13 protein-coding genes are annotated in these 18615 nt (G+C 56.7%); 9 read left to right on the forward strand and 4 right to left on the reverse strand.

Annotated features, from left to right (window positions below; translation table 11 throughout):
• The first annotated feature begins 127 nt into the window (after positions 1 to 127).
• A complete protein-coding gene (locus tag JJ959_RS02870) occupies positions 128 to 871 on the forward strand; it encodes a hypothetical protein (protein ID WP_292879754.1) in 744 nt (247 codons plus the stop codon).
• Between the two features lie 78 nt (positions 872 to 949).
• The gene (locus JJ959_RS02875) at positions 950 to 2050 is read left to right on the forward strand and encodes a glycine-rich protein (RefSeq protein WP_292879755.1); all 1101 of its coding nucleotides are present in this window, start codon (positions 950 to 952) and stop codon (positions 2048 to 2050) included.
• Positions 2051 to 2190: 140 nt separating this feature from the next.
• On the opposite strand, the gene JJ959_RS02880 is transcribed toward JJ959_RS02875, so the two are convergent.
• Positions 2191 to 2802 (reverse strand): sigma factor-like helix-turn-helix DNA-binding protein, encoded by a 612-nt coding sequence (locus JJ959_RS02880; protein ID WP_292879756.1) that lies wholly within the window; start codon positions 2800 to 2802, stop codon positions 2191 to 2193.
• A 172-nt stretch (positions 2803 to 2974) separates the two neighbouring features.
• Between JJ959_RS02880 and JJ959_RS02885 the strand changes: the two genes are divergently transcribed.
• Positions 2975 to 3769: a hypothetical protein gene (locus tag JJ959_RS02885; protein ID WP_292879757.1), complete on the forward strand. Its 795-nt coding sequence runs from the start codon at positions 2975 to 2977 to the stop codon at positions 3767 to 3769.
• A gap of 2 nt (positions 3770 to 3771) precedes the next feature.
• Here the strand turns inward: JJ959_RS02885 and JJ959_RS02890 are convergent, their stop codons facing one another.
• Positions 3772 to 4212, reverse strand: coding sequence for a hypothetical protein (locus JJ959_RS02890; RefSeq protein WP_292879758.1), 441 nt, complete (start codon positions 4210 to 4212; stop codon positions 3772 to 3774).
• Between the two features lie 307 nt (positions 4213 to 4519).
• Here JJ959_RS02890 and JJ959_RS02895 point away from each other — a divergent pair, with 307 nt between their 5' ends.
• From JJ959_RS02895 to JJ959_RS02915, 5 genes are all read left to right on the forward strand, one after another.
• Entirely contained in the window at positions 4520 to 5125 is a 606-nt protein-coding gene (locus tag JJ959_RS02895; RefSeq protein ID WP_292879759.1) for a recombinase family protein, read from the forward strand.
• Positions 5126 to 5574: 449 nt separating this feature from the next.
• Positions 5575 to 8343 (forward strand): DEAD/DEAH box helicase family protein, encoded by a 2769-nt coding sequence (locus tag JJ959_RS02900; RefSeq protein WP_292879760.1) that lies wholly within the window; start codon positions 5575 to 5577, stop codon positions 8341 to 8343.
• Positions 8343 to 9911 (forward strand): restriction endonuclease subunit S, encoded by a 1569-nt coding sequence (locus tag JJ959_RS02905; RefSeq protein ID WP_292879761.1) that lies wholly within the window; start codon positions 8343 to 8345, stop codon positions 9909 to 9911. The genes JJ959_RS02900 and JJ959_RS02905 overlap by 1 nt, the downstream gene beginning before the upstream one ends.
• Positions 9908 to 11398 carry a class I SAM-dependent DNA methyltransferase gene (locus JJ959_RS02910; protein WP_292879762.1) on the forward strand — a complete coding sequence of 497 codons (1491 nt, stop codon included), beginning with the start codon at positions 9908 to 9910 and terminating at the stop codon, positions 11396 to 11398. The genes JJ959_RS02905 and JJ959_RS02910 overlap by 4 nt, the downstream gene beginning before the upstream one ends.
• A gap of 78 nt (positions 11399 to 11476) precedes the next feature.
• A complete protein-coding gene (locus tag JJ959_RS02915; RefSeq protein ID WP_292879763.1) occupies positions 11477 to 12886 on the forward strand; it encodes a hypothetical protein in 1410 nt (469 codons plus the stop codon).
• Between the two features lie 253 nt (positions 12887 to 13139).
• Here JJ959_RS02915 and JJ959_RS02920 read toward each other — a convergent pair whose 3' ends face one another.
• Both JJ959_RS02920 and JJ959_RS02925 read right to left on the reverse strand, forming a co-directional pair.
• Positions 13140 to 14477, reverse strand: coding sequence for a relaxase (locus JJ959_RS02920; RefSeq protein WP_292879764.1), 1338 nt, complete (start codon positions 14475 to 14477; stop codon positions 13140 to 13142).
• A gap of 3 nt (positions 14478 to 14480) precedes the next feature.
• Entirely contained in the window at positions 14481 to 14864 is a 384-nt protein-coding gene (locus tag JJ959_RS02925; RefSeq protein WP_292879765.1) for a hypothetical protein, read from the reverse strand.
• Positions 14865 to 15280: 416 nt separating this feature from the next.
• Here JJ959_RS02925 and JJ959_RS02930 point away from each other — a divergent pair, with 416 nt between their 5' ends.
• The gene (locus JJ959_RS02930) at positions 15281 to 18589 is read left to right on the forward strand and encodes a DUF2126 domain-containing protein (protein WP_292879766.1); all 3309 of its coding nucleotides are present in this window, start codon (positions 15281 to 15283) and stop codon (positions 18587 to 18589) included.
• Positions 18590 to 18615 lie beyond the last annotated feature (26 nt).

Consider the following 18615-nt stretch of genomic DNA (forward strand, 5'->3'; position numbering starts at 1 on the left):
CGTGCAAAATCACTGGCTGGCTTGTCAGGAAGAGCAGGTTTGTTTGTTGGGGTTTTATGATGCTAGTCGCGGCGCAAGATGCTGTAAAACAGCTTACGGAAGATGAGCGCGTGAACCGGCAGGTTAAATGTCTGAAAAACCGAATAAATCAGGCTCAAAGCAAAACAAAAAAGCGGGTCTTTCTACGCAGCCGCGAAACCGCTATCACCGCCGCGCCAAGCTGTCTGAGCACAGGTTTCTTAGAGTGCTGCGGTGCTTTTGTGATGAGAAGACCGTGGAGGACACGGCAGAGGAAACGCGGATCACACCGCGAACGATCCGTGATTTGTATGGCCGCTTTCGCGAGGCACTGCTCCGGGCTGCCCTGGAAGAACCTTTTGCGTTTGGGTGGACGGGGTACTTCCTGTTCGAGAAGCAGGAACTATCGCCAAGAGGCAATGCCATCATGGATGCCATCGCTGGCAGCGAGATGATGCGAAAGGCGCTCAATCATCACGGCATTCGGGCGGGGATAACGGGGGAGAAACCCGACCCGAGATTCAGCTACTTCCTGTTCGAAGTGGCAGCGCGCGTGTTCTGCGCGCTCTCCATGAGCAAGGATAACGACACGCTGTATTCCGATGAGATCCACGAGGCATATGCCGGGCTTCAACTGATCGCGCTCTACATTTACATGCACAAGGACAACCCGGACGATCCGGAGCTGTTCGAAGCGGTCACCACCTCGTTCGAGCGGATCATGCGGGATTTTCCGAAGCTGTTGGATCTGGAGGAGCTGGCGCACCTTATAAGCGGTTTCGCACCGCACCGTTATGGAACCCAAGTGCTCTATGACGACTTGAGGCGCTATCTGGCTAAGAACCCACTTTAACACCCCATGATTAGAGAGAGTTATAGAGGTCTATTAATAATTGTAGAAATTACTAATCATTGATATAATAAAAAATGAATGCTTAGGGCTTTTTTATTATTTTTATTTTCGACGATAATTCTCTCTCTGTATATTTCGAGTGGGGCGTTTGCCGCTGATTGTAGTAGTCCAGACGGAAATGAAGCCGAAATAGACTACTTTGTCGCTGAGAATGTCTACAAATTCTGTAATGGGACCGAGTGGGTCTCGATGGTCGACACTGGCGGCGGTAGCGGAGCCACCTGCGACACGACAAAACAAGTCTTTTCTTATACCGGCACGGAACAGAGTTTCACAATTCCTGAAGGCTGCACGAAAATCACGATTAAAGCCTGGGGCGGCGCCGGTGGCGGCTCCAGCTACAACGGATACCTCTCCCCAGGTGGCACTGGTGGTTACGCAAAGGGCACCGTTAGCGTCACCCCAGGAAACACAATATCTATTGTCGTCGGAGGCGGCGGTTCTTCTGGCTACATCGGCAGCAGCACTTATGGAGATGGTAGCGGTGGTTTCGGTGGCGGCGGTGATACGGTTGCAAACCCTGGATCAGAGCAATCAGGTGCAGGCGCTGGCGGAGGTGCTTCTTATGTCTTCTCGGGTGAAACACCATATATCGTCGCCGGTGGCGGTGGCGGCGCCTCTAGTCTCACAGGCGGTGGCGGCGCGAACTATGCTGGTGGCTCCGGTGGTGGGACCACTGGTGAAGCGGGCACGGGCACATATACGCCTGGCGTAGGCGGGACCCAATCAGTCGCAGGCTTAAACGCGACATGTCACTCAACCAGCGGCGGGAAATTTGTGATTGGCGGCGGCGGATCGGCTTCTGGTTATTCAACCGGAGCAAATACAGGCGGTGCTGGTGGTGGCGGTTATTGCGGCGGTGGCGCCGGTACATCAACAACGAATAATTCAAACAATAATGGAGATGCTGTGCCAGGCGGTGGTGGCGGATCCGGTTATATTATAGCAACAGCGACTGACACTACACTCACAGCAGGTCCGGCAGGCTCTACCCTACAGGGGACATCCAGTGGCATTCCTCCCAACAACACAGACCCAGATTATGTTTCAGGCGTCGGAGCTTCAGCTATAGCTGATGGCGGCAATGGTCTCGTAGTTATAGTTCCCTCGGGATCTTAGTGGCCCGATACGCCCGTCACTCTCATGCATTATTGGCCGTTTGACTCGACGAGCCAGCATAGGCAGCAGCGCTGTGTCGGTGCTCGTGGCAGCTTTTAGTGCGGATCATTTCCGGATCAGCTTGATGCAGGCTTCAGTGTTTAAGCGGCTTTAAACTCCCTAATCACCTTTAACGTCACTGGTGAATTGAGTTGCTTCAGGGCGGAGCTGTACCGCGCGCGGATGGCTTTGGTTCCGATCCCGAGGATCGTGTCTATTTCCTTCATCGGCATGCCTTCGAACACGAAGCGGGAGAACACCTCGTATTCGTCCTGGGGCATGCGGCGTATCAATTCCTCGGCAATGGCTGGAGCGGCTTCTGGTGGGATGATCGCTTTGAAGTCGAGTAGGGCGATCAGTGCGTCAACCTGATCGCCGGTTAGCTCGCGCTCCGGGAAGTATTTCTTGAGACGGCCCTTATAGGCTCGCTGCCCGTAACCGTCGTCATAGGTCTCCCGCAGCCGATAAGGCCGGTCTAGCGCTTCAGGAGGGAACAGATCCGGCAATTCAAACCCCAGCGCTTCACACATAGCCACAGCGTCGTATTTCACGTAACCGGACTGGTCGATAGGAGAGCGGTCGAGCCGCAGATAGGTGTATAAGCAGTTGTAGTGAACGCCTAGATGCTCCGCGAGGCGGGAGACGCTTCCAAACTCGGAATTTTCTATGGCTTTTAGTAGCTGATTGTTCTTGGTTGTCGCATCAGAATTCATAATTAAAACAATATACTACAGATTTATTTTAATTTTTATTCTTATTTTATCTAATTTTACATAATTCTTAAGAAAGTTGTGGGAATATAAGACTGCATCACTCCAAGAGTATTGGGTGATTGCCTAGAAGATATTCAAGTAAAAGCGAATTTAATTCGTGTAACGGGGTAAAATGGAAGACGATAGCTTTGAGCCAGCAGCCGAAGAAGGGGGCGAGAACACGGTTGAATTCGTCGACGTTGTGGAGACGGAGCTTGAAGAGCGCGCTGTTGAGGCGCGTGAACACTCGGATGCCAATCTAAAGGACTTTCAGGCGGAGCAGTCAGAGACAAAAGCAGGCGGCAATTACCGCTTCTTCCCTGCCAATAACCCGAATAGCAAATCCGGTCTGGAGGCCGCTAAAGGCAGAGCGGCAACTCAGCAACTGCTAGCCGCAAGCGCTGCGGCATATGCTCAGCCAATTGCGCTAAACCTTGGTGGTCAGAACGTGAATATGACCCTTGGTGATCTAAGAGACGCTGCCTCAGATCGCTACAATCACTATGCAAAGCAGGTCAGACAGCTCAAAGCGCAAGGAGCTTCTTCTGACAAGGTCAGAGCGGCACAACAGCGGATGAGAGATTACCAAGACCTGATGACGATGACGGACTTGGTGGCTGCAGGTAAAATGTCTCCGGAAGAGTTGCAGCGGATTGTTGATGATAAGGAGATGGGCCCAGAGCTTCTTCAGGCGCACGAGACAAAAGTAGCTGCAGAAAACGACATAGCAAGAGAAGTAGAGTCCAATAGAGCTGCCGAATTTGCGGATAACTCAAAAGAGGAAAAGGTGGCGTCCGCTTTTGCCGAAAACTACGGCATAGAGACTGCTACCACAGCACCTGAAAGCGACGAACCAAAGCCTCTGCAAGAGGTTGATTTTAGTAAAGTTGATTTCGCCAAAATCGGCTCAACGCCAGGTCTGGGTTAGGTCTAGTCATTATCAAGGGATGCTAACGAAACTGCGTCTGCGGGCAATTTACAGACGTTCGTGGCAACCCAGTTAACTCCCTGTATGACTGCATCATCGGCAGATGCGCTAGAATCTCCAGTACTGTTAAGCCTGTGCACGCTCGTAATTGCCGACTTTAGCCCTCGGGGCAGAACGATACTCCCGTCGCTTGTTTGATTAATTGTAACAAACTCCTTGCGGAGACATTGTGATGCGCTATCGCCAAAGCGTCTAGCTAGCGTCAAACTACGTTCGGCGGCAATGTCGTAAATATACTGCACGCCCTGTCCGCCCGGCATGCTCGCTACTTCACCAACCGTCTTGCCATCACCTGCATGCGCGTCACCCATTGCGCCAAAGGCGGCCAATGCCACTCCGGCCAAAGCGCTTGTCGCTTGTAATCTTGTAGAAACTTTTGCCATCATTCCGCTCCTGACTCCAAGGAATTAAGTTTCAATTGGAGTCGATTTTTGGGAATTTTATACACGTTTTTGGGTTGTTTGTCCAGTTTTTACTATTTGTCAACCGTCAGTGTGATATTTTTACATGCTTTCATAAGCGAACGTTTTTGATATAGGTGGTTGATGTTTATGAGGATTGATTTTTTGACTTGATGTGTATTGAAGTTGTGCCAATCTACTCTCCTGTCGCGCTGGCTCGAAGCGGCAGCAAACCCCTGTGGCTCAGGCGCTCAAAAGGGTTCCCTTTTGAGCGAGGTCGGAGGGCGCGGTGACGCTGTGGTTCGGGGCAGAAAGCGACGGTCGGCGCATAGGGTATGCGCGGGTCTCGACGCGCGATCAGAAGATGCGCATGCAGCTCGATGCCCTTAAGACCGCACAGTGCGACAGGATCTTCACTGACCACGGGATTTCGGGGGCTAGATCCAGCCGTCCAGGTCTCGACCGTCTTCTCGGCTACATGAAGCCGGGGGATACGGTCATCGTCTACAAGCTCGACCGGCTAGGGCGCTCGGTTCTCCATCTATCGGACCTGCTCGTCCGCTTCCATGCCGAAGGGATACATTTCTGCTCGCTTTCCGAAGGCATCAACACCGCGACGCCAGGTGGAAAGCTCGTCTATCACGTCTTCTCTGCGTTCGCGGAGTTCCAGCGTGACATCATCGTCGAAAACACCATCGAGGGTATGCGCGCCGCGAAGAGGAGGGGGCGGCACGTCGGACGCCCTCGCAGCTTACGTCCTGCGGATGTGAAGGCAGCCCATCGCGATATCCGGCAGTCGGGTGCCCGCCCGAAGGATATCGCCAAGCAGCTCGGGGTTTCGCCTCTTACGCTCAGTCGTGCAATCAAGCGTCTGGGGCTCGATGAGGCCGCATAGACAGCAGCGCTGTTTCGGTGCCCCAGGCAGCTTCTAGAGCGGATCAATTTCGGATCTGAGCGAGGCGGAGTTTAGTGTGCTTACGCTACGCGCAAGATGTGCGCTGGTAGTACCAGCGCCTTGGCTCGGCTCTCTATCGCTCCCCTCGGCAAGTGGGCGTGCCGCCCCCTGTGCAACCCCCTGCCAGTTGGCTCTTCGAGCCAATCGAAACGTGCCGCCGTTTCATCCCGGCAAACGTGAGCGCCGTTTGATCGCACCATTTCGGGTACATTGGGGAGATCAATCCAGCGCCCGCACTAGAGACGCGAACAACCGCTCTAAGTTGAATAATCGCATTGCTTATCAACCATTTACTCATTAAGTATTTATAGGTGGGTCGCGCTACGTATAAGACTGGCGAGGTGCATGGCCCTATTTAATGAGTGCGTATGTTAAGCCGAGGGGGCGGCATGGCAGAAAAAAACCAAACGCCTGAGCAGAAGGCTCGCGACAACATCGACAAGATGCTGGAGCTGTCTGGCTGGAAGGTTCAGGACAACAAAAAGATCGATTTGAATGCCGGTCTTGGCATTGCCGTGCGCGAGTACCAGACGGACATCGGTCCGGCTGACTACGCTTTGTTCGTGGACAAGAAGGCCGTTGGAGTCATTGAGGCCAAGCCTGAGGATTGGGGCCAGAAGATCACGACCGTCGAGGAGCAGTCCGGCGGCTACGCAGCAGCCAAGCTCAAATGGGTGAACAACAAGGAGCCCCTGCCTTTTGTGTATGAGAGCACGGGCGTCGTCACACGGTTCACCGATGGTCGCGACCCGACGCCACGTTCCCGCGAGGTCTTCAGCTTTCACCGGCCCGAGACCATGCAGGAATGGCTCTCGAAGCCTGCATCCCTTCGGGCTCGTCTCCAGACGATTCCGCCGCTTCCGCACCAAGGGTTGCGCGATTGCCAAATCACAGCGATTGAGAACCTAGAGAAGTCATTCAAGGCAGACCGTCCGCGTGCGCTCATTCAGATGGCGACCGGCTCTGGCAAGACCTACACCGCCATTACTTCGGTCTATCGGCTCCTAAAGCACGCAGACGCAAAGCGGATTCTGTTCTTGGTCGACACCAAGAACCTTGGCGAGCAGGCCGAGCAAGAGTTCATGGCCTACCTGCCGAACGACGATAACCGGAAGTTCACCGAGCTATACAACGTCCAGCGCCTGAAGTCGTCCTTCGTCGCCAAAGACAGCCAGGTTTGCATCAGCACGATCCAGCGTATGTACTCGCTTCTGAAGGGCGAGGATCTGGATGAGGTAGCCGAGGAGGGCAATCCGGCAGAGGCCATGGTGCGTCCGAAACAGCCGGTGCCAGTTTCCTACAACCCCAAAATTCCGCCAGAGTTCTTCGATTTTATCATCATCGATGAGTGCCACCGCTCCATCTACAATCTGTGGCGGCAGGTCATTGAGTATTTCGACTCCTATCTTATCGGGCTGACCGCTACGCCGGACAACCGCACCTATGGCTTCTTCCGCAAGAACGTTGTCAGCGAGTACGACCACGAGAAGGCGGTTGCCGATGGTGTCAACGTCGGGAACGAAATCTACGTCATCGAGACCGAACGCACCCGGCAGGGCGGTAGCCTCAAGGCTGACCAGCTTATCGAGCGACGAGAAAAGCTGACCCGCAAAAAGCGATGGGAACGCCAGGACGAAGACGAGGCATACTCCGCCAAGCAGCTTGATCGCGACATTGTCAATCCCGATCAGATCCGAACGGTGATCCGCACCTTCCGCGACAGGCTCCCTGATATCTTTCCGGGGCGCGAAGAGGTTCCCAAGACTCTCATCTTTGCCAAGACCGACAGCCACGCGGACGACATTATTCAGACCGTTCGGGAGGAGTTCGGAAAAGGCAACGATTTCTGCAAGAAGATCACCTATCAGGCCAAGGAAGATCCTAAGTCCGTCCTCGCGCAATTCCGGAACGACTACAACCCGCGCATCGCGGTGACTGTGGACATGATCGCCACCGGCACGGACGTGAAACCGCTTGAATGCCTTCTGTTCATGCGTGATGTGAAGAGCCGGAACTACTTCGAGCAGATGAAGGGACGCGGGACGCGCACGCTGGGCGAGGACGATCTGAAGAAGGTCACACCTTCCGCCAAGACCGCCAAGACCCACTACGTAATCGTTGATGCCATCGGCGTAACCAAATCACTGAAAACGGCGAGCCAGCCGCTCATCACCAAGCCATCTGTTCCGCTTAAGGATCTGGCGATGGGAGTCATGATGGGTGCCCGTGATGAGGACACCGTTAGCTCGCTCGCCGGACGCCTGGCGCGGCTGAACAAGCAGCTCGACCATGACGATCAGGCAAAGATCCAAGAGGTCGCAGGTGGTATTGGGCTGAGCGACATCGTCGCAAACTTGCTCTCTGCCATCGACCCTGATCGGGTCGAAATGAAGGCGCGGGAAATTGAGGGCCTTGCCGCAGACGCCGAACCATCTCCCGAGTCGCGCCACAAGGTGCAGGATCAAATGGTTGGAGAAGCCGCGAGCATCTTCACCGGAGAGCTAATCGAGCTGATCGATGGCATTCGGCGCGACAAGGAGCAGACCATCGATCACGAGAGCCTCGATAAGCTCACCCGCGCGGAGTGGGATGGCGACGCTCAGGGCAACGCTCAGCAGATGGCCGAGGATTTCCGGGCGTACCTTGAGGCCAATCGCGACGAGATTGAGGCGCTGACCATCTTCTATAGCCAACCGCACCGCCGCAGCGAGCTAACCTACGACATGATCCGCGAGGTGCTCGACAAACTGAAGGCCGACCGACCCACCCTCGCGCCCTTGCGGGTGTGGCGCGCTTATGCCCTCCTGGACGAGTACAAAGGCAGTGACCCAACCACCGAACTGACCGCCCTGATCGCCCTCATCCGTCGCGTCTGCGGAATCGATGCCAGCGTCGCGCCGTACTCGGAAACCGTTCGAAAAAATTTCCAAAATTGGATTATGGGCCACCACAGCGGCCGCGGGCAAAAATTCAATGAAGAGCAGATGGACTGGCTGCGCATGATTCGCGATCACATCATAAGCTCATTCCACTTAGACCGCGATGACCTTGAGATGTCGCCATTTGATGCCAAAGGCGGTATGGGCAAGATGTATCAGCTTTTTGGCGATCAAATGGATCAAGTGATTAAAGAGTTGAATGAGGCGTTGGCGGCGTGATGAAGAATGAGAAACTTTGGGATATTCCGCTTAATTGGGAGTGGACCGAGATTAAGGCTCTCGGCGATGTAGTTGCAGGTGGCACCCCATCAACTAAGGAGCCCAGGTACTGGGGAAATGAAGTAAATTGGATTTCTCCTGCTGATCTGACTGGATATTCATCGAAGACAATTTCCTGTGGGGCTAAGAGCCTTTCAAAGCTTGGCCTCGATAATAGCTCCGCTAAAGTCATGCCGTCGGGAAGCGTGCATTTCTCAACACGTGCACCTATCGGATATGTCGCGATTAGCGCAGAGCCACTTGCAACAAATCAAGGGTTTAAAAGCCTGATCCCAAGTGGCGGAATATTCAACGAGTATGTCTATTATTATCTAAAAGGCTCAAAACTACTTGCGGAGAAGCGAGCAAGTGGCACGACTTTTTTGGAATTATCTGGGGCTGCTTTTGGATTGCTTCCAATCCCGCTCCCGCCAACACCTGAGCAGCATCGCATCGTTGCCAAAATTGAGGAGCTGTTCTCTGCGCTAGACAAAGGGGTCGAGAACCTCAAGACCGCGCGGGAGCAGCTCAAAGTTTATCGCCAAGCAGTTCTCAAGCACGCCTTTGAAGGGAAGCTCACGGGGCAATGGCGAGAAGAGAACAGGGATAAGCTCGAATCCGCACACCAGCTCTTGGCTCGTATTAGGCAAGAACGCGAAATCCGCTACGAACAACAACTTGAAGAGTGGAAGACTGCGGTCAAGGACTGGGAAGCTAAGGGCAAGCCGGACAAGAAACCGGCTAAACCGCGAAAACCGGCAAAGCCCGATAAACCGCGAGCGGACCAGGTCGAAATTATGTGGGACGGACCACCGAATTGGCAGTGGCTTCAACTGGGAGACTTTTGCTTCGTCACAAAGCTTGCCGGTTTTGAATATACAAAATTTGTTCGCTACGACGACGATGGCGACCTGCCAGTCATCAAGGCTGAGAATGCGGGACCGAATGGTTTTCGGCGCACAGAATACTCACACGTTCATTCGAGCTCTGTCAAAAATCTTACTCGTTCATATCTCGGTGGCGGGGAGCTTTTGATGGTTTTTGTCGGAGCTGGTACAGGAAACGTAGCGACAGTTCCCAGCGACCGAACCTATTTTCTTGGTCCCAATATTGGAATGATGCGCCTTGAATCAGACGCGATTAATCCGCGATATGTGGAGCTATTTCTTCGGTCACCAAAAGGAAAACAGCTCGCCCTCGCTTCCGTAAAAGCGGTGGCACAGCCTTCCTTATCGATGGGAACCATCCGGCAAATACCCGTAATATTACCTTCGACCGAAGAGCAAGACGAGATCGTCAACGCAATTGAGGACACCCTATCTTTGCTCGATAAACAAGAGCAGGACATCGAGTATCAGCTATTGAAAGCTGAGTCTCTTAGGCAATCCATCTTAAAAAAGGCGTTCTCCGGACAACTCGTTAGGCAAGACACCAACGATGAGTCTGCATCTGTATTGCTGGAACGGATCAAGGTCGAAAAGGCAGAACACGCGAAGAAAAACAAAAAGAGAAAGAAGGAGGCTGCATGAACACCGCGCCAATCATTACCAAGGTATGGAGTTTTTGCACCACGCTACGCGATGACGGTGTCGGCTATGGCGATTATCTGGAGCAGCTCACCTATCTCATCTTCCTGAAAATGGCGGATGAATATTCCAAACCACCCTATAATCGCGATGTCGGCATTCCCGCCAAATACAACTGGCAAAGTCTGAAAGACAAACGTGGCGCGGAGTTGGAGGGGCACTACATCGAGCTTCTGCGTGAATTGGGTCAGAAGACCGGCATGCTTGGTCAGATTTTTACCAAGGCGCAAAATAAGATTCAGGACCCGGCCAAGTTGTTTCGTCTGATCGACATGGTTGACGGCACCCAGTGGGCGATGATGGGCGCGGACGTCAAGGGCGACATCTATGAAGGCTTGCTTGAGAAGAACGCTGAGGACACGAAATCAGGCGCCGGACAGTACTTCACACCGCGCGCCCTCATCCGTGCCATGGTCGAGTGCGTTCAGCCCGCCCCCAACAAGACCATCTCCGACCCAGCCTGTGGCACCGGTGGTTTCTTTCTTGCCGCATACGACTTCATCACCGATCCGGACAACTATCAACTCGACAAGGATCAAAAGGACTTCCTGAAGCACGAGACGTTCCATGGGAACGAGATCGTTGCGAACACGCGCCGTCTCTGCCTTATGAACATGTTCCTGCACAACATCGGGGAGATCGACGGGGGCGTTCTGATTTCCCCGAATGATGCGCTGGTCGCGCCAAGCGCGCAGACCTACGACTATGTCCTTGCCAACCCGCCCTTCGGCAAGAAGAGCAGCATGAGCTTCACCAACGAGGAGGGTGAGCAGGATACGGACGATCTGACCTACAATCGCCAGGATTTCTGGGCGACGACCTCGAACAAGCAGCTCAATTTCGTGCAGCACATCCGCACGATGCTCAAAACGACCGGCAGCGCTGCGGTCGTGGTGCCGGACAACGTGCTGTTTGAGGGCGGAGCGGGCGAGACGATCCGCAAAGGGTTGCTCAAGAACACCGATCTCCACACGATCCTGCGCCTGCCGACAGGCATCTTCTACGCGCATGGTGTGAAGGCGAACGTCCTCTTTTTCGACAATCAGGTGGCCAGCGAAAAACCTTGGACGAAGCAGGTCTGGTACTACGACTACCGGACGAACATCCACCACACGCTCAAGAAGAAGCCGATGCGCTACGACGATCTGGTGGATTTTATCAACTGCTACAAGCCGGAGAACCGGCACGAGCGCGAGGCGACCTGGAACGCCGAGACCAATCCCGAAGGGCGTTGGCGCTGCTTCAGTTACGGCGAGCTGATCGCTCGCGACAAAACCAGCCTCGACGTGTTCTGGCTGAAGGATAAGAGCCTCACCGATCTGGACAATCTCCCGGAGCCGGACGAACTCGCCGAGGAGATCATTGAGAACCTGGAGGCAGGCCTGAACAGCTTTCGCGAGGTGTTAGCGGGGCTAAACAAGGTTGCGTGAAATAGTCGCAAAAATTGAGATGCAAATATGGGTGGAGAGGCTAAGCGGAAACAAGCCCAGAGAGAAAGTGATCTGGCAATGTCCAGAGAGCTTTCGTATGCCCGTTTCAACCTCTACACGCTTGGGTCTCGACACTCTCTTGCTCGTGTGATGGCCGAGGAGCTTTCCTATTGGGCTGACCAGGATGAAAAGCTCATTGGCTTCGTTTTCAGAGACACTACGGATAACGACTATGGCTGGCAGATTTTGGCGCGGGATCGGGTAAACCGATTTCGATCTGTTAACGTGGCCGCCAGTCTTAGAAGCGAGGCATATGCGACGATAGGGTTGCGGCTCGCAATCGCTGAGACCCTGAGGCGCGAGAACATTCGTGAACTTGGATTCCAGGGTGATGAGCCCAATACACCTACGGATGTTCTGCGTGTTCCCGAGGGTACAAATCCTGAGCATCTACACCCCTATTTCAGAGAACTCGCGGAGCGCCCTGGAAGAGCACCCGCTCGTGCCGTCGTCCGCGAGATTGGTCCTTGGTTAGCGCCCGCAGATCCTCATTTCGTTGAAGAATTCCAATTCCATCAATTCGATCAGCGCTTGTGGGAGCTGTATCTATGGGCATCTTTTAGAGAGTTGGGGTTTGACATCACCCAGCTTGAAGCTCCCGACTTTATCTGCCGGGCGCCAGGCATAGAATTTGCGGTGGAGGCGACAACCGTTTCGCCCTCCCAAGCCGGTCCGCTGGCGGCTCATCCCGAGCCCAAGACCCAGGCTGAAATGCAGGAATTTCTGGCGAACTACATGCCCATGAAATTCGGCACACCGCTGACCAACAAATTAAACAAGATCGACAAACAAGGCCGCCACTACTGGGAACGAGAGGACACTAAAGACAAACCATTTGTTATCGCTGTCGCTGATTTTCACAAACAGGCGGAGCGGCATCAGCTCGGCTCCATGACTTACACTCAGTCAGCTCTTTGGCCGTACCTCTATGGACACCGCGTCGACTGGGAGATCGTCGATGGAGAGCTCAGGACCTCTGCGGTGCCTAACCCGACCCACAAATATGGACAGAAGGAAATCCCCTCCGGCTTCTTTGACCTGCCCGGCTCGGAGCATGTTTCCGCTGTACTCTTTTCCAATGCAGGAACTATCTCGAAGTTTGATCGCATTGGCGTAACAGCCGGATTTGGCGCTCCCAGCCATAAATATTACCGCTTCGGCTACCGCTTTAACCCCGATCCAAATGCGACGATTGGCATCCCATTTTCCGTCGACGTTTCCGATCCGAATTATGAAGAGGGCTGGTCTGACGAGCTTCAGATTTTTCACAACCCCAATGCGCGCATACCGCTTTCGCACGACTGGCTCTCGGGGTTAACGCAGTTCTATTTTGATGCTTCGGGCAACCAGTTCTCTCTCATTCCAGACCATCACGTCTGGTCATCCGGCACGATGTTAGTGCGGATCACCGATGATGAAGAGGGTTAGTGTTCTGAGAGTTCGCCCTTTTAGGGCGGGTTCTCGTGAACCGAACAGCTCAGCAGCGAGTTTCAGCCGTCCGGCTTCGATCCTTCGCTCAGCTTAGGGGCCAGCCCCTCGGCGCACTTCACGAAAAATAGACGGTCTCCCGAGGCTCGACTTCGTCTGCGCCCGCCGTCGATTTTTCGCTCCGCTTGCACACCCCGTTCTCGGCGAAGGCCAAGGGTTGCAGGCGCAACCCATTTACAATCCTGCTGGATGCCTAAGGCTCTAAGGTAGGCCCGTCACGCTGCCTGCTTCGGCGGCGAGGACGTTCCTCGGTCCGGCGGCGTTCCTTGAAGGCATCCCGGCGTGCTTCTCTTTCCTGCTCGGCATTGGTTTCCATCTGTTTGAAGACCTTGGCGTCTTCCGTGAGCTCGCGTGTTGCCGCCGTGTTGGTTACGCGCTGGATAGCACGCTCTTTAACAACCTCACGTCGTTGGGCGAGTTGCGCCGCCGTCAGTTGGTCGCGCTCTCCCTTATCGCGGCGTTTCGCTGTCTCAGCTTCGTGTTGGTTCTGCTCGATCTGGCGTTTGCGTTCTCCGCGCAGCCGATCCCAAAGACCCAAGATGCCAGAGCGCAGGCGCGCCTGACGGGCTTTCTCTTCCTCTTGTGCCCGCTTTTGCGCCGTGTCGCGCTGTCTCTGACGCTCAGCTTCCTGCCGCGCCTTGAGAGCGGCGCGGCGCTCGTTCGCTTCCCGATTTTCTCGCTCCTCGCGTTCGCGCACCTCTTGTTGGAAGGCTTCCATCTTTGCCTGCATCGCGCGGGCAATCTCGATTTTGGCATCAGCGACGGAAGGAAGGGTGTCCATATCGCCGATGCGCTCACGCACCGCTTTCGTGGTCACTCCGGCGCGCTTGGCGATGTTGTGGACTTCCCCGTGACGATCTACCGCCACATAACCACGCTTATCGCCCTTCGCGAGCCAATAGCCGCGCTCCTCCAGAGCATGGGAAAGCGCGGCCTTGCTGTCCGATATCGCCCAGGCATCCTGAAACGTTGCCTTGATCTCTCGCGGGTTCTCTTTGATGCGCCGCGCTTGTTGCCATTCAGCCAGCGTGAAGTTCCTCGGATCGCGCTCACCACTCACGGCAAGCCCGCGCGGCATGGTCCAGCCATGTTCTAAGTGCAGATCGCGTGAAACATCTTGAAGCTTGCGCCTTGAGTGAGGGAGCGGAACAGCTTTCATTTCTTCGGCTTTGATCCGGCTCCACACCGCATGGGCATGACGGCGCATCTCGCCATCATCACCGCGCTTTTCATGAAAGACGATGGCGCGAGGCTGACCGGAGAGGCCGAGCTTCGCCTCAGCCCTATCGATGGCTCGCTCGAACTCCTCGTTGCTGACTTCTGTCCCTTTGGGCGGATTGAGGCTCAGCGAGAAGAGGAACTGCTTACATTGGGTTCCACGGGCGATGGCCTGGCTCTCCTGAAACGCTTCATCGAGATCACGGCCCATGAAGCCGCGAAGCTGATAGATCTCTACCCGCTCATTGTCCTGTTTCATTAAGTGGCGGGCGAGATCACGTGCACCGCCGCGTTGGTTGCCGACCAGTATCATCTCTCAGCCTCCTGATTTGAGCCCGAGGGCATTGATCAGGATGAGGCGGATTTCACGAATGTCTTCGTGGGTGGCATGCAGGACGGCGCTGTCTTCGGCGCTCATTTGCACGCGCTCCGCCTCTGCGGCCAGCAAGAGGGCGTAGAGAACGGAAATCTGCTCGGACTTGCCGAGCAGCCCGAGAATGCGCCCGAGGGTCACATAGTCGATGCCCATGTTCCGCTTGCCGAGTAGCTTCGCGCGGATATAGGCCCCAAGCGGGCGATCTCCTGCCTCTTTCTTGAGGCGGGCACGTTCTTCCTCACTTAGACGGATCGAGAACGGGGCAGGGCGCTTAGACTTCTTCGGGCGTGCGGCTTCAGTGAATGCGGTCTTGGAAAGGCTCATGGCTCAGGCCCTTCCATCTTTTCGATTTCTTCGAGAGTCTGGCGTTCAACGTCCTTGAGGATGTCTTCCCAATCGGCGAGCGTCTGGAACAAGTCGTTCAAACGACTTAGGTTCCACTGCACCAGTTCCCCACATAAGATCGATCTTCTTTTCGCGTAATGCCCAGACAGAAGCGGTGCGCCCCCCGTTGCGGCCAATTTCGGCGGCTAAAGCAGTCACGCGACGAAATCCCTCGCATTACCGGCCGAAGACCTTACGATTTTGACTGGCGCCGGCAGGGCCGCAACAGGTCTGGCACGGCGCATCTTGAGGCTCTGGCACCTGGAATGCCGGTCGGTACAATGGTGCGGAGCAAGATCTAGGTAACATAGCCGCGCCTTTTCCGTGCTGTGTCGCAAGCGTGTCTGAGGGAAAATATGTCGATCAAAGCCGCCATCTATCATCTGACACACTACAAGTACGACCGGCCGGTGGTACTTGGTCCGCAGATCATCCGGCTCCGGCCCGCGCCGCACAGCCGGACGCGGGTGATTTCGCATGCGCTGAAGGTCAGCCCGTCCGATCATTTCGTGAACCATCAGCAGGATCCCTACGGCAACTGGCTTGCCCGCTTCGTCTTTCCCGAGCCGGTCACCGAGCTGAAGATCGAGGTCGACCTGACCGCGGACATGACCGTCTACAACCCCTTCGACTTCTTCGTCGAGGAAACCGCCGAAAAATGGCCCTTCGCCTATGGCGAGGATATCGAGCCGGATCTCGTCATCTACCGGACGGCGGAGCCGGCCGGACCACTCTTGCAGAAGTTCCTCGACAGCATTGATCGTAGCGAGAAAGGCACCGTCGACCTGATCGTCGGGCTGAACACGCGTCTCTCGCAGGACATCGACTACGTGATCCGGATGGAGCCCGGAGTGCAGACACCGGAGGAGACGCTGGGCGCCGGCAAGGGCTCCTGCCGGGATACCAGCTGGCTCCTGGTGCAGATCCTGCGCAACCTCGGCTTCGCGGCGCGCTTCGTTTCCGGCTACCTGATCCAGCTGAAGCCCGATCTGGTCTCGCTCGACGGGCCGGCCGGGACGGACAAGGACTTCACCGACCTGCATGCCTGGGCCGAGGCCTATATCCCCGGCGCCGGATGGATCGGCCTCGATCCGACATCGGGGCTGCTGACCGGCGAGAGCCATATCCCGCTGGCCGCGACCCCGCATTATCGCAACGCCGCGCCGATTTCCGGCATGGCGAGCGCGGCCAATGTCGAGTTTGCCTTCGACATGCAGGTCAGCCGGGTGGCGGAACATCCGCGCATCACCAAGCCATTCTCGGACGAGTCCTGGGCGGCGCTGGACGCGCTTGGCAAGACGGTTGATGCCGCGCTCGAGGCGGGCGATGTCCGCCTGACCATGGGCGGAGAGCCGACCTTCGTGTCGATCGACGATTTCGAATCAGACGAGTGGAACACCTCGGCGGTCGGTCCTGCCAAGCGTGAGCTGGCCGACGGCCTCATCCGCCGCCTTCGCGACGAGTTCGCGCCCAACGGCTTCCTGCATTACGGGCAGGGCAAGTGGTATCCCGGCGAGACTCTGCCGCGCTGGACCTTCTCTCTCTACTGGCGGCGCGATGGCAAACCGGTTTGGTCCGATGTCGGCCTGATCGCGGAGGAGGGCGCCGAGACCGGCGCGAAGCCGGAGCAGGCGCAAGCCCTCTTACAAGGGATCGCAGACGAGCTCGGCGTGGCGGAGGAATTCGTCGTCCCGGCATTCGAGGATCCGGCCCTCTGGATCGTCAAGGAGAGCAATCTTCCGGAGAATGTCACACCCGAGAACTCCAGGCTGGAGGACCCCGAGGAGCGCAACCGGATCTCCCGGGTGTTTTCCCGCGGGCTGACGGAGCCGTCCGGCTACGTGCTGCCGGTCCAGCGCTGGCAATCAAAGGCGACGGGTACGAAATGGCGCTCGGAAAAATGGAAGACGCGGCGCGGCACGATTTACCTCGTACCGGGCGACAGCCCGGTCGGCTACCGCCTGCCGCTCGGCACTCTGCCGCATGTGCCGGCGGCGGACTATCCCTATGTCTACCCTATGGACCCTTCGATGCCCCGGGGTCCGCTGCCGGATCCGGCGGAACGAGAACAGATGCGGGCTTCCTTTGTCGCCGCCGAACCTGTGCAAGAGCGGGTAGAGCAGCAGGCGGGAGATCTGTCCGGCGCCGTGCGCACGGCGCTCTCTGTCGAGCTGCGCGACGGCAGGCTCTGCGTCTTCATGCCGCCCGTGGAGGCGCTGGAAGATTATCTGGAGCTGGTCGCCGCAGCGGAGAGTGCGGCCAAGCGGCTTGACGTCGCGGTGCATATTGAAGGTTATGCGCCGCCCCACGACCCGCGCCTTAACGTAATCCGCGTCGCACCCGATCCGGGCGTGATCGAGGTGAACATCCATCCTGCCTCGAGCTGGGAGGAGTGCGTCGCGATCACCGAGACGGTCTACGAGGCCGCCCGGCAGACCCGGCTCGGCGCCGACAAGTTCATGATCGACGGCCGGCATACCGGGACCGGCGGCGGCAACCATGTGGTGGTCGGCGGCGCGACGCCACTGGACAGTCCCTTTATCCGCCGTCCCGACCTGCTGAAGAGCATCATCCTTTACTGGCAGCGCCATCCGAGCCTCTCCTATCTCTTCTCGGGGCTCTTCATCGGCCCGACCAGCCAGGCGCCGAGGATCGACGAAGCGCGCCACGACAGCCTCTACGAACTCGAGATCGCCCTTGCTCAGATCCCGAAGCCGGAGGAGGCGGAGCGGGTGATGCCCTGGCTGACCGACCGGCTGCTTCGCAACATTCTGACGGACGTGACCGGCAACACGCACCGTGCGGAGATCTGCATCGACAAGATGTATTCGCCCGATGGCCCCACCGGGCGCCTCGGCCTCGTCGAGTTCCGCGGTTTCGAGATGCCGCCGAACCCGCGAATGAGCCTGGCACAGCAGCTCTTGATCCGCGCCATCGTCGCCCGGCTCTGGGCGAACCCGCTCGAGGGCCATCCGGTCCGCTGGGGTACGACCCTTCATGACCGCTTCATGCTGCCGCATTTCGTCTGGGAGGATTTCGGCGAAGTCCTCGGCGATCTGGCGGACCACGGTTTCCCGCTCCGGTCCGAATGGTACGAGGCCCAGGCAGAGTTCCGCTTTCCGTTCTGCGGCGAAGTCAGCTACGAGGGTGTGGACTTGGAAATCCGGCAGGCGCTGGAGCCTTGGCTGGTGCTGGGCGAAACCGGCGCGATCGGTGGGACCGTGCGCTATACCGACAGCTCTACCGAACGCCTTCAGGTCAAGCTCACCGCGGCCGATGCCTCACGCTACCGGGTGGTCTGCAATGGCCGCGCGGTACCCTTGCAGAAGGCGGCGGAGAACGGTGTTGGTGTCGGTGGCGTGCGCTACAAGGCCTGGCAGCCGGCGAGCGCCATGCATCCGGTGCTGCCGGTCGACGCGCCGCTGGTCTTCGACATTTACGATACCTGGACAGGGCGTGCGCTCGGTGGCTGCAAGTATCATGTCGCGCATCCGGGCGGACGGAACTACGAGACCTTCCCCGTCAACGGCCATGAAGCAGAAGCGCGGCGGTTGGCGCGGTTCGAGGCGCACAGCCACACTCCGGGCCATTACGAGGCGCAGCTGGACAGGCCGCATCCTGAGTTTCCGTTCACGCTCGATCTGCGCCGTCCGCACGGCAAGTAAGGTGCCGGACGGCCGGGTCCCGTTTG

The sequence above is a fragment of the Nisaea sp. genome, assembly GCF_017640745.1.
Classification (GTDB): domain Bacteria; phylum Pseudomonadota; class Alphaproteobacteria; order Thalassobaculales; family Thalassobaculaceae; genus Nisaea.